This is a genomic window from Pseudarthrobacter kochi (assembly GCF_055412805.1).
Map to the genome: position 1 here is coordinate 1 of NZ_JBVAYV010000066.1, position 11,493 is coordinate 11,493.

Annotated in this window: 10 protein-coding genes and 1 pseudogene; 10 read left to right on the forward strand and 1 reads right to left on the reverse strand. The window is 68.7% G+C overall.

The features are described from left to right. Window positions 1-397: 397 nt before the first annotated feature. On the reverse strand, window positions 398-1,261 hold the full coding sequence (locus tag ACZY0Y_RS18665) for a hypothetical protein (RefSeq protein ID WP_463959724.1): 864 nt from the start codon (window positions 1,259-1,261) through the stop codon (window positions 398-400). A 213-nt stretch (window positions 1,262-1,474) separates the two neighbouring features. Here ACZY0Y_RS18665 and ACZY0Y_RS18670 point away from each other — a divergent pair, with 213 nt between their 5' ends. The 10 genes and pseudogenes from ACZY0Y_RS18670 to ACZY0Y_RS18715 all read left to right on the forward strand — a co-directional run. Continuing rightward, window positions 1,475-2,422, forward strand: coding sequence for a tetratricopeptide repeat protein (locus ACZY0Y_RS18670; RefSeq protein WP_463959725.1), 948 nt, complete (start codon window positions 1,475-1,477; stop codon window positions 2,420-2,422). A gap of 6 nt (window positions 2,423-2,428) precedes the next feature. Continuing rightward, window positions 2,429-3,418 (forward strand): HAD-IIA family hydrolase, encoded by a 990-nt coding sequence (locus ACZY0Y_RS18675; protein WP_463959727.1) that lies wholly within the window; start codon window positions 2,429-2,431, stop codon window positions 3,416-3,418. Between the two features lie 27 nt (window positions 3,419-3,445). Beyond that, complete coding sequence (locus tag ACZY0Y_RS18680) at window positions 3,446-3,724, forward strand: hypothetical protein (RefSeq protein ID WP_463959729.1); 279 nt, start codon at window positions 3,446-3,448, stop codon at window positions 3,722-3,724. Further along, a complete protein-coding gene (locus tag ACZY0Y_RS18685; protein WP_463886163.1) occupies window positions 3,711-4,523 on the forward strand; it encodes a TlyA family RNA methyltransferase in 813 nt (270 codons plus the stop codon). Before ACZY0Y_RS18680 ends, ACZY0Y_RS18685 begins: the two co-directional genes overlap by 14 nt. A gap of 22 nt (window positions 4,524-4,545) precedes the next feature. Then, window positions 4,546-5,586, forward strand: coding sequence for an NAD kinase (locus ACZY0Y_RS18690; RefSeq protein WP_463886165.1), 1,041 nt, complete (start codon window positions 4,546-4,548; stop codon window positions 5,584-5,586). A 3-nt stretch (window positions 5,587-5,589) separates the two neighbouring features. Then, window positions 5,590-7,329 carry a DNA repair protein RecN gene (gene recN, locus ACZY0Y_RS18695; protein WP_463959731.1) on the forward strand — a complete coding sequence of 580 codons (1,740 nt, stop codon included), beginning with the start codon at window positions 5,590-5,592 and terminating at the stop codon, window positions 7,327-7,329. 101 nt (window positions 7,330-7,430) lie between these two features. After that, on the forward strand, window positions 7,431-9,206 hold the full coding sequence (gene pyrG / locus ACZY0Y_RS18700; protein WP_463959732.1) for a CTP synthase: 1,776 nt from the start codon (window positions 7,431-7,433) through the stop codon (window positions 9,204-9,206). A 27-nt stretch (window positions 9,207-9,233) separates the two neighbouring features. Then, window positions 9,234-9,896 (forward strand): NUDIX domain-containing protein, encoded by a 663-nt coding sequence (locus ACZY0Y_RS18705; RefSeq protein ID WP_463886171.1) that lies wholly within the window; start codon window positions 9,234-9,236, stop codon window positions 9,894-9,896. Next, complete coding sequence (gene xerD, locus ACZY0Y_RS18710; RefSeq protein WP_463886173.1) at window positions 9,896-10,945, forward strand: site-specific tyrosine recombinase XerD; 1,050 nt, start codon at window positions 9,896-9,898, stop codon at window positions 10,943-10,945. Before ACZY0Y_RS18705 ends, xerD begins: the two co-directional genes overlap by 1 nt. A gap of 239 nt (window positions 10,946-11,184) precedes the next feature. Continuing rightward, window positions 11,185-11,493, forward strand: a pseudogene (locus ACZY0Y_RS18715) (hypothetical protein); the annotation flags it as partial.

Consider the following 11,493-nt stretch of genomic DNA (forward strand, 5'->3'; position numbering starts at 1 on the left):
CGCCGATGGTACTGCACCCGGGAGGGTGTGGGAGAGTAGGTCACCGCCGGAACATCATTAAACGGTCGAGGACCCCCAACACAGTTGGGGGTCCTCCCGCATTTAACCCCCCTTCACATAAACACACCCCCTCAGCTCCGGCGGTCTACCGTCCAACCCTCCCGCAGATCGTGACGTAAGATCCCGGACCCTCCCGCAGTTCGGGGCCGAAAATACCCAGAGCGGCGCCGGCTTGTGAGGCTTGACACCGGGACGGCCCTAACAGCCCCTGCCGTTAGCCGGGCGCAGGGGACTCGCTTAGAATTGGATGAGATGTACGGACTTCGAAGCGCTTGATTTCGGGTTGCGTAGGAACGAAACACGGAATAGAGCGGCTGCGATTGCGCCAGTGGTCAGCTCACAACAGGAGGAATCCAGCATGGCTGAGCACAACGACGGAAATCGCGTCGGCAACGACCGCGGCAACTTTGGCGGCGGACGCAGTTCGGGCGGCGGAGGATTCCGCGGCACCAACAATTCCGGCGGCGACCCCCGCGGGTACCGTGCCCGCGATGACCGGGGGGCCCAGGGAGAGCGGCCTTCCTCCAACGATCGTGACCGCAAGCCTTTCGGCGACCGTCCGGCACGAGAAGGCGATCGCAAGCCCTTCAGTGGTGCGGGCGATCGTAAGCCGCCGTACAGCGGTGGTGGCGATCGTGATCGTAAGCCGTATGGTGACCGTGCGCCTCGTGAAGGTGGCGGGGAGCGCCGCAGCTTTGGTGCCGGTGCGGGCGATCGTAAGCCGTATGGTGACCGTGCGCCTCGTGAAGGTGGCGGGGAGCGTCGCAGCTTTGGTGCCGGTGCGGGCGATCGCAAGCCGTATGGTGACCGTGCGCCTCGTGAGGGTGGCGGGGAGCGTCGCAGCTTTGGTGCCGGTGCGGGCGATCGTAAGCCGTATGGTGACCGTGCGCCTCGTGAAGGTGGCGGGGAGCGTCGCAGCTTTGGTGCCGGTGCGGGCGATCGTAAGCCGCCGTACAGCGGTGGTGGCGATCGTGATCGTAAGCCGTATGGTGACCGTGCGCCTCGTGAAGGTGGCGGGGAGCGTCGCAGCTTTGGTGCCGGTGCGGGCGATCGTAAGCCATATGGTGACCGTGCGCCCCGTGAGGGTGGCGGGGAGCGCCGCAGCTTTGGTGCCGGTGCGGGCGATCGCAAGCCGCCGTACAGCGGTGGTGGCGATCGTGATCGTAAGCCTTTCGGCAGCCGTGACGACCGGCCTGCCCACGGCTTTGACCGCGGCGACTCCGGTCCCCGCCAGTTCGGCCGGGACCGTCCCGAAGACCGCCCGGTCCGCGTCCCCAACGCCCGCGATCTCCGCAGCGCCAACCGTCCCGACCGCGAGCGTTCACCGCAGATCGACGACGACGTCACGGGCAAGGAACTTGACCGCGCCACGCAGCACCAGATCAAGACGCTCGAGGACAACAGCGCCGAGTGGGTGGCCCGCCACCTCGTAATGGCCGGGCGCCTGATCGACGACGAGCCGGAGCTTGCCTTCCAGCACGCCCTCGCGGCCAGCCGCCGCGGTGGCCGCCTCGCGGCCGTCCGTGAAGCCGTGGGCCTGACCGCCTACGCCGCCGGCCACTATGGCGAAGCCCTGCGCGAGTTCCGCACCTACCGGCGGATCAGTGGCTCCAACATGCACCTGCCGGTCATGGCTGACTGCGAACGTGGACTCGGCCGGCCCGACCGCGCCCTGGAAATGGCCCGCTCCGAAGAAGCCAAGGACCTCGACGCCCCCGGCAAGGCAGAGCTCGCCATCGTGGCGGCCGGCGCCCGGACAGATCTCGGCCAGCTTGACGCCGCCGTCTCCGAACTGGAAATCGTCCAGCTCGACATCAACCGCGCCTTCTCCTACAGCCCGCGCCTCTTCCGTGCCTACGCCGAGGCGCTGGCCGCGGTGGGACGCACGGCCGAAGCGGAGAAGTGGCAGCGCCAGGCCACGGTCGCCGAGAACGCCCTCGGCCTTGATGTCCAGGAGGACCCGGACATCATCGACCTCGGCTGGGACGAGGAAGAGGAAGCCCGTGAGGAAGCGCAGCAGCGCCGGCTCCTTGCCGAGCAGACTGCCCAGCGGTCCGCCGCGGCTTCCGGGGAGCACGCACCGCGTGCTGCCAGCGCCGAGGCCGTTGCCGGTCTCCAGGAATCAACTGAAACCTCAGCGAACGCCGTTGATGAAGGGTCCGACGACGCCGAACCCGACTTCTGGGAGTCCGACGACGCTGAGTCCGATGACGACTCGGTGGAAAAGGACGCCCTGGACCGCTCGGAGGTACTCTCCGGTGACGGCTCCGGCGAGACCGGACACGGCTCCCACGACGACGGCTCCCACGAAGTGGATTCCCTCGACGCCGACTCCCGCGAGCCGGAACGCTCCGAGGGCTGAGCAGGAATGGCTGCAGCGGAGCTGATCTCAACCTTCGACGCCCTCCTGGCCGATCTCGACGGCGTCGTCTACGCGGGCCCGCACGCCATACCGGGCGCTGTGGAGTCCCTGCGCAGGCTCGCCGGGATCGGCGTCGGGCTGGGCTACGTCACGAACAACGCCTCCCGGACTCCCTCCCAGGTGGCGCAGCACCTGCGCGATCTGGGCGCCCCGGCGGAGGACCACCAGGTGGTCAGCTCCTCGCAGGCGGCAGGGGAGCTGCTGGCTTCCCTGCTGCCGGCCGGTGCCCGCGTCCTGATTACCGGCGGGGACTCCCTCGCCCAGGAGATTGAACTCGCGGGGATGGTGCCCGTCCGCAGCGAATCGGAGCAGCCCGTCGCCGTCGTGCAGGGGTTCCATCCGGACCTTGGGTGGAAAGACCTCGCGGAAGCGGCCTACGTTGTTGCCGGCGGAGCCCTGTGGGTGGCCACCAATACGGACATGTCCATTCCCCAGGCCCGCGGCATGGCGCCCGGCAACGGGACCCTGGTCGCGGCCGTGGCCGCCGCCACCGGTCAACAGCCCCTGGTCGCCGGCAAGCCGGAAGCGCCGCTGTTCCACGCCGCCGCCAAGCGCCTGGCAGCCGACCGGCCGCTGGTCGTCGGCGACCGACTGGACACCGACATCCTCGGCGGCAACAACGCCGGCTTCGCCACGGTCGCCGTCCTGACCGGCGTCGACACCAAGGAGTCGATCCTGGCCGCCCGCACCCTGGAACGGCCCGACTTCCTCATCAACGACCTCACGGACCTCTACCGCCCCTACCCGGAAATTGAGCTCGACGCCGGGCAGCACCGCTGCGGCGCGGCCACCGCCGTCGTGCACGGACAGAGCGTCCGCGTCAGCGGCGATCCCGGCGACCTTGACTCCTGGCGGGCCGCTTGCTCGGCCTGGTGGACAGCCAACCCCGACACCACGACTGCCTTGGCACCGGTGCTCGAATGGCTGGATCACTAGCCTTGCTGGATCACTAGACTGGGGACCATGACCGAGCAGAAACACATCACCGAAACGGACCCCGACGGCGGAGAAGCCCAGGTCAGCTGGCCGGTGCCTGCGGCGGAACCCGGCGAAGCCGATGGCCATGTCCCCTCCACGGACCCCGAAGTCGCCGCCCTGCTGGACCGCCTGAAGGAACTGCCCGGCCTGCCGGTTGCCCTGCACGGGGACGTCTACGCCGGCCTGCATGACGAACTGCTGGCCGCCCTGAACGAGTCCGGAACCACCACGTCACCAAGGGATGCCACGCATGAGCAGGCTTGACCAGGCCCTCGTCGGCCGCGGGCTGGCGAGGTCCCGTACCCATGCCGCACGCCTTATCGCCGAAGGCAAAGTCAGCTCCAACGGGGAAGTGCTCGCCAAAGCCTCCCTCCAGGTGCAGGACGACACGAGCCTGGACGTTGCGGCCGCCGATGAGGACAACTACGTCAGCCGTGCCGGGCACAAGCTCGCCGGCGCGCTGGACGCCTTTCCCGCCGTCGAGGTCCAGGGCAAGCGCTGCCTGGACGCCGGCGCCTCCACCGGCGGCTTCACCGAGGTGCTGCTGCGGCGCGGCGCGGACCACGTGGTCGCCGTCGACGTCGGCCATGACCAACTGGTCCCCGTGATCCGGAATGACCCCCGCGTCTCCGTCCACGAAGGACTCAACGTCCGGTACATGACACCGGCTGAGATCGGGGGACCCGTGGCGCTGACGGTGGCTGACCTCTCGTTCATTTCCCTCACCCTTGTGCTGGCGCCCCTCGCAGCGTGCACAGTGCCCGGCGGCGACCTGGTCCTGATGGTCAAGCCGCAGTTCGAGATCGGCAAGGACCGGCTGGGCCGCACCGGCGTTGTCACCTCGGAGTGGGAACGCCGCCTCGCGGTGGGCAAAGTCGCGGCGGAAGCCATGGATACGGGGCTGGAACTGAAGGGCCTCGCCAGCAGCCCGTTGCCCGGCCAGGACGGAAACGTCGAGTACTTCCTGTGGATAAAGCGCGGGATCCGAACAGACCTGCCTAAGATCGAAGAGCGGGACGCAGCCGTTGCTGCGTTACTCGGAACGATCTGGCCCAAGTACTAGAAGCACCAGAAGGCGGAACCCGATGAGCAGGCGTGTCCTCATCCTTGCCCACACCGGCCGTGAGGAGTCCCTCAAGGCTGCCTGGGAAGCGTGCGCCCGGCTCCACGACGCCGGCATCGTTCCTGTGATGCTGAAATCCGAGCTCGGCGACATGGTCCGCTTCTTCGGTCGCCTCGACCATCCTGTCGAGATCCTCCATGACCACGTGATGCTGCCCGACGTCGAGCTCGTGATGGTGCTCGGCGGCGACGGGACCATCCTCCGCGCGGCGGAACTGGTGCGCGAAGTCGACGTGCCGCTGCTCGGCGTCAACCTCGGCCACGTCGGCTTCCTCGCCGAGAGTGAGCGGGCCGACCTCGCCCAGACCGTCGAATGGATCGCGAGCCGCGAGTACACGGTGGAAGAGCGGATGACCATTGACGTCCAGGTCTGGGTCCGCGGCCAGAAGATCTGGCACACCTGGGCCCTCAACGAGGCCGCGATCGAAAAGGGCAACCGGGAACGGATGCTCGAGGTGGTCACCGAAGTCGACGAACGCCCACTGACCTCCTTCGGCTGCGACGGCGTTGTCCTGGCAACCCCCACCGGCTCCACGGCCTACGCTTTCTCCGCCGGCGGCCCGGTGGTGTGGCCTGAGGTCGAGGCGCTGCTGATCGTGCCGATCAGCGCCCACGCGCTCTTCGCCAAGCCGCTGGTGGTCTCACCCCGGTCCCGGCTTGCCGTCGAAATCCTGAACCGGACCGACGCCCAGGGCGTCCTGTGGTGCGACGGCCGGCGCTCGGTGGACCTCCCGCCCGGAGCGCGCGTGGAAGTCACCCGTTCCGCCACGCCCGTCCGGCTGGCCCGCACCCACCAGACGCCGTTCTCCGGCCGCCTGGTCCGCAAGTTCGAACTGCCCATCCAGGGCTGGCGCGGACCCATGCCGCAGGCCGCAGCGATCCATACCGGGCCGGTGCCCGTGATCCGCACGCCCCGGCCGATGCCTCCGCTGCCAACTCCGCCGCAGGCCGGGCCGCCGTACGCAGGTCCCGGCGAGACCCCTGATCCATCGACTGCGAAGTGACCCATGCTTGAAGAACTGAGAATCCGCGATCTCGGCGTCATCACCGACGCCACGCTGCCCCTCGGCCCTGGCCTGAGCGTCGTGACCGGTGAAACCGGCGCCGGCAAGACCATGGTGGTGACCGCCGTCGGGCTGCTGCTCGGCGCACGGTCCGACGCCGGCGCTGTGCGAAGCGGCGCGAAGAGCGCCTCCGCTGAGGCCACCGTGAAGCTCGACGCCGGGCACCCGGCCGTGGCCCGCGCCCGGGAGGCCGGGGCCGACATCGAGGACGTCGACGGCGGCGCAGAGCTGCTGCTCGCCCGCACAGTGGGTGCGGACGGCCGCAGCCGCGCCTACCTCGGCGGACGCGCCGCGCCCGTGGGCGTGCTCAGCGAGATCGGCGAAACCCTCGTGGTGGTCCACGGCCAATCAGAGCAGATCAGGCTCAAGAACCCGGTCGCGCAGCGCGGCGCCCTCGACAAGTTTGCGGGGGAGGGCCTCGCCGGGACACTCGGGACCTACCAGGAGCTCCACGCCCACTGGAAGTCCAGCCAGGCCGAACTCGATGAGCTCCGCAGCGCCGCCCGGGAACGCCTCCGCGAGGCCGAATCCCTGGAAGCTGCCCTGGCCGAGATCGACGCCGTCGACCCGCAGCCGGGCGAGGACGAATCGCTCAAGGCGGAGGCCGTCAAGCTCGCCAACGTCGAGGAACTGCGGATCGCGGCCACCACCGCGCATCAGGCGCTCATCGCCGAGGACTTCGGCGACGGCAACGACGCCACGGCGCTGGTCGACGCCGCCAAGCGCACCCTGGAGCATGTCGCCGAACATGACGAGGAACTCGGGTCCGCGGCGGCACGCCTGGCCGAGGTCGGCTTCCTGCTCAACGACATCGCCACCGAACTCGCAAGTTACCAGGCCGCCCTCGACACCGAGGGCCCGGAACGGCTCGCCGAGATCGAGGACCGCCGCGCAGCCCTCGCCAAGCTGGTGCGCAAGTACGCTCCGAGCATCGACGAAGTGCTGGTGTGGGCTGAGGAATCCCGGACACGATTCCTGGAATTGCAGGACGACACCACCCGGATCGAGGCGCTGGACGCCGAGGTGGCCCGCGCCGGGGCCGAGCTGGCCAAGCAGGCCGCCGGGATCAGCAAGCTGCGGAAGAAGGCCGCCAAGGACCTCTCCGCCCGGGTCAGCGCGGAACTCAAGGCCCTGGCGATGGCGGACGCCACCCTGATGATCAACGTCGAATCAGGCGGGCAGCCGGGACCGTTCGGCGCGGACGAGATCTCCTTCCTGCTCCAGCCGCATTCCGGCGCCCCCGCCCGCCCGCTGGGCAAGGGCGCCTCGGGCGGTGAACTGTCCCGCGTGATGCTCGCTATCGAAGTGGTGCTGGCTGCCGTCGACCCGGTCCCCACGTTCGTCTTCGACGAGGTCGACGCCGGCGTGGGCGGCCGCGCCGCCGTCGAGATCGGCCGGCGGCTGGCGATGCTCGCCCGGCACGTCCAGGTGCTCGTGGTGACCCACCTGCCGCAGGTGGCAGCCTTCGCCGACCAGCACATCCGGGTCACCAAGACCTCCGTGCGCGGCGCCGACGGGGCCTCGGCTACCGGCTTCACCTCCAGTGACGTCCAACTCCTCGACGAAGCGGAGCGCGTCCGGGAGCTGGCCCGCATGCTCGCCGGCCAGGAGGATTCCGAATCCGCCCAGGCCCACGCCCAGGAACTGCTGGACGACGCCAGGCTCCTGCCGCAGCAGGCCTGAGCAGGTTCTCCGACTGCCAGCGGCCGGACAGTACTGGCGGCCTGTACTGGGATGACAATCACAGCGGGCTGCCGCGAACAGACCCTTGGAAGGCTCAATTGATGATAGGCTCGAACTCCGTGGTGCAGCGATCAAATTCCCGTGTAAATTCCCGGTTTCCGGGCTCGTCCAAGACGACCAAACACATCTTCGTTACCGGTGGTGTGGCGTCCTCGCTCGGTAAGGGACTGACGGCTTCGAGCCTCGGTCACCTCCTGCGGGCACGCGGCTTGTCTGTAACAATGCAAAAGCTCGATCCCTATCTGAATGTGGATCCGGGCACGATGAACCCCTTCCAGCACGGCGAAGTCTTCGTAACGGACGACGGCGCCGAAACGGACCTCGACATCGGCCACTACGAGCGCTTCCTCGATGAGAACCTCGAGGGCTCGGCCAACGTCACGACCGGCCAGGTCTACTCGACGGTTATCGCCAAGGAACGCCGCGGCGAATACCTCGGCGACACCGTCCAGGTCATCCCCCACATCACCGATGAAATCAAGCGGCGCATGCGGCTTCCCGCCGAGGGCAAGCACGCCCCCGACGTGATCATCACCGAAATCGGCGGCACCGTGGGCGACATCGAGTCCCAGCCGTTCCTCGAATCCGCCCGCCAGGTCCGCCAGGACATCGGCCGCGGAAACGTCTTCTTCCTGCACGTCTCCCTCGTGCCCTACATCGGCCCGTCGCAGGAACTGAAGACCAAGCCGACGCAGCACTCCGTTGCCGCGCTGCGCTCCATTGGCATCCAGCCCGAGGCGATCGTGATCCGTTCGGACCGCGAAGTGCCGCAACCCATGCGCGACAAGATCGGCCGCATGTGCGACGTCGACATCGACGCCGTCATCGGCTGCCCGGACGCCCCGAGCATCTACGACATCCCGAAGACCCTGCACTCCCAGGGTCTGGACTCCTACATCGTCCGCGCCCTCGACCTGCCCTTCAAGGATGTTGACTGGACCAGCTGGGACAAGCTCCTGGACGCGGTCCACAACCCCAAGCACGAGGTTGAGATCGCCCTGGTCGGCAAGTACATCGACCTGCCGGACGCTTACCTGTCAGTGACCGAGGCCTTGCGTGCCGGCGGATTCGCCAATGACACCAAGGTCAAGATCCGCTGGGTCCCCTCGGACGAATGCGAAACCCATGAGGGCGCCGTCAAGTCCCTCGATGGGGTCGACGCGATCTGTGTCCCCGGCGGCTTCGGCATCCGCGGCCTCGAAGGCAAGCTCGGCGCGCTCAAGTACGCCCGCGAAAGCAAGCTCCCCGTCCTGGGCCTGTGCCTGGGCCTGCAGTGCATGGTGATCGAGTACGCCCGCAACGTGGTCGGCCTCGAGGGCGCTTCCTCGTCCGAGTTCGAGCCGGATTCGAAGTACCCCGTGATTGCCACGATGGAAGAGCAGCTGGACATCGTCGACGGCAAGGGCGACCTCGGCGGCACCATGCGCCTGGGCCTGTACGAAGCCAAGCTTGACGAGGGTTCCGTGGTCGCCGAGACCTACGGCACCACCACGGTCAGCGAACGGCACCGCCACCGCTACGAGGTCAACAACAAGTACCGCGAGCAGATCGCCGCCCAGGGACTGGTGTTCTCCGGAACGTCACCCGACGGCAAGCTGGTGGAGTACGTGGAACTTCCCCGTGAGGTCCACCCGTACTACGTGGCCACGCAGGCGCACCCGGAACTCAGCTCACGCCCTACCCGGCCGCACGCGCTCTTCACGGGACTGGTGAAGGCAGCCCTGGAGCACCAGAAGGGCGGCGGAAGCACCGCCGCCACGGCCGCCTCAGCCAAGGCTCCGGCCGCCGCCAAGCCTTCCCCGGCAGTGTCGAAGTAACTCCCCACTGAATCAAAGGACGGCGCGATGCCCGGTATCCCTGAAACCCCCAATGCTGCACGGCAGGTTTCGGACGAACCGAGCCCGCGCCGTCTTTTGTCGTCCAGGACTGTCTACGAAGGCCGGATCTGGGACGTCGTCAGTGACAGTTTCCAGCTCAACGACGACGGCGATCCGCTCGTCCGCGACTACATCGACCACCCCGGCGCGGTGGCCATCCTCCCGATGAACGACGCCGGCGAAGTGCTGCTGATCAAGCAGTACCGGCACCCCGTCGGCATGGACCTGTGGGAGATCCCGGCCGGGCTCCTCGATGTCGAAGGCGAGGACTTTGTAGCCGGCGCGGCCAGGGAACTCGCCGAGGAAGCCGACCTCGTCGCCGGCACGTGGAACGTGCTGGCCGACTTTTTCAATTCCCCCGGTTCCTCCAGCGAGGCCATCCGCATCTACCTCGCCCGGGATCTCAGCGACGTGCCCGGCCACGAACTCCACGTCCGCACCGACGAGGAAGCGGAAATCGAGCTGCACTGGATCCCGCTCGAAGCGGCCGTCCTGGCCGTGCTGGAGGGGCGCCTGCACAACCCGTCCGCCGTCGTCGGCGTCCTGGCGGCCGCGGCCGCCCGTGCCGACAACTTCACGAGCCTCCGTCCGGGCGACGCGCCGTGGCCGGCGCATCCCAGCCAGCGCTGATGACGGAACCGCTGACTGCCGAGCCGCCCGCTCCTGCGCATCCCGTGCCTCCAGCCCCGGCGAAGGCAGCCCCCGCAGAGGCCCCTGCCCGGCCGCTCACAGCGATCGACCGGGCCATGACGGACTACCTGCAGCACATGGGGGTGGAACGGGGGCTCGCGGCCAACACCCTCTCCGCGTACCGGCGGGACCTCGTTCGTTACGCGCGGCACCTCGCCCAGGCGGGCCGCCAGCGCCCCGCCGAGATCACCCGGCATGACGTCACCGGCTTCGTCCAGGCCCTCTCCGACGGGTCCGACGGCGGCTCGGCCCTGGGCATCCGCTCGGCGGCGCGGACCGTGGTCGCCGTGCGCGGGCTCCACAAGTTCTGGGCACTTGAGGGCGTCACCCCCACCGACCCGGCCAGCGACGTTCACCCGCCCATGCCCGGCAAACGCCTGCCCAAGGCCATCAGCGTCGACGAGGTCACGCGGATCCTGGAAGCGGTCGGCACCGACACCGCCACCGGCCTGCGGGACAGGGCACTGCTGGAGTTCCTCTATTCCACCGGCGCCCGCATCAGCGAAGCCATGGGCCTCGACGTCGACGACGTTTCGCTCCATACGCCAGAGCAGGACGGACGGTCCGACGCCGGGCCGGCGATCGTCCGGCTGTTCGGCAAGGGTTCCAAGGAACGGCTGGTCCCGCTGGGATCGTTCGGTGCCCGCGCCCTCGACGCCTACCTCGTCCGCGGCCGGCCGCTTTTGTCCGCCAAGGGCAAGGGGACCCCGGCGCTGTTCCTGAACGCCCGCGGCGGACGGATCAGCCGGCAGAGCGCCTGGACCATCCTCAAGACGGCCGCAGAGAAAGCCAACATCACCAAGGACGTCTCGCCGCACACTCTGCGGCACTCCTTCGCCACGCACCTGCTCGAGGGAGGGGCCGACGTCCGGGTGGTCCAGGAACTGCTGGGCCATGCGTCTGTGACCACTACGCAGGTCTACACCCTGGTCACGGCGGACACCCTGCGGGAGATCTACGCCGCCGCGCATCCCCGGGCGCTGGGCTAGAGCCACCGTAAGAGAATCAGGTGAACGCGGGCGCGAAGACAGGTGCCTGGCAGCAGGGCGTCGCTGACCGTCGGCGGCGTGGAAAGTTTGCGCCGACGGCACTGGACCTTGTCCTGGCCGGGAACGCGATTGTGCTTTGAAGACCATCCACATCCGGGTCGCCGGCAGCTGCCGGCGCCCGTCCCGCTGCCCGGGGCCGGTTCGTGAAAAATGTCGTAGGTGCGCGCTAGTTTGGGTGTATGGAAAGCACGGACTGGAGTGCCGATGGCAGGGCGGCTGTGGCGGCTGTCGCGGTGTTGACGGCGGCGCTGGATTCCGTCGCCGGGGCCGGCGCTGACGGCGGTGGTCCGTCCGTGGCCGGTGTCGGCCGGGGTGCTGGTCCGTTGGGGGACGATCCGTTGCGGGATTTGGCGGATGATTGCCTGGACGGGCTGGCCGAGGTCGCCCGGTGGGAGGCTCGGGCTGCGGCGTTGAAGGTGCGGCTGGGCGCGGCCTATCTGCGGGCCACCGATGCCATGGCGGCCCCGGCGGTGGCACCGCATGACGCT

Coding starts and splice junctions, on each gene's coding strand:
- ACZY0Y_RS18675 (WP_463959727.1), top strand. CDS start 2,429: ATGGCTGCAGCGGAGCTGATCTCAACCTTCGACGCCCTCCTGGCCGAT.
- ACZY0Y_RS18680 (WP_463959729.1), top strand. CDS start 3,446: ATGACCGAGCAGAAACACATCACCGAAACGGACCCCGACGGCGGAGAA.
- ACZY0Y_RS18685 (WP_463886163.1), top strand. CDS start 3,711: ATGAGCAGGCTTGACCAGGCCCTCGTCGGCCGCGGGCTGGCGAGGTCC.
- ACZY0Y_RS18690 (WP_463886165.1), top strand. CDS start 4,546: ATGAGCAGGCGTGTCCTCATCCTTGCCCACACCGGCCGTGAGGAGTCC.
- recN (WP_463959731.1), top strand. CDS start 5,590: ATGCTTGAAGAACTGAGAATCCGCGATCTCGGCGTCATCACCGACGCC.
- pyrG (WP_463959732.1), top strand. CDS start 7,431: ATGATAGGCTCGAACTCCGTGGTGCAGCGATCAAATTCCCGTGTAAAT.
- ACZY0Y_RS18705 (WP_463886171.1), top strand. CDS start 9,234: ATGCCCGGTATCCCTGAAACCCCCAATGCTGCACGGCAGGTTTCGGAC.
- xerD (WP_463886173.1), top strand. CDS start 9,896: ATGACGGAACCGCTGACTGCCGAGCCGCCCGCTCCTGCGCATCCCGTG.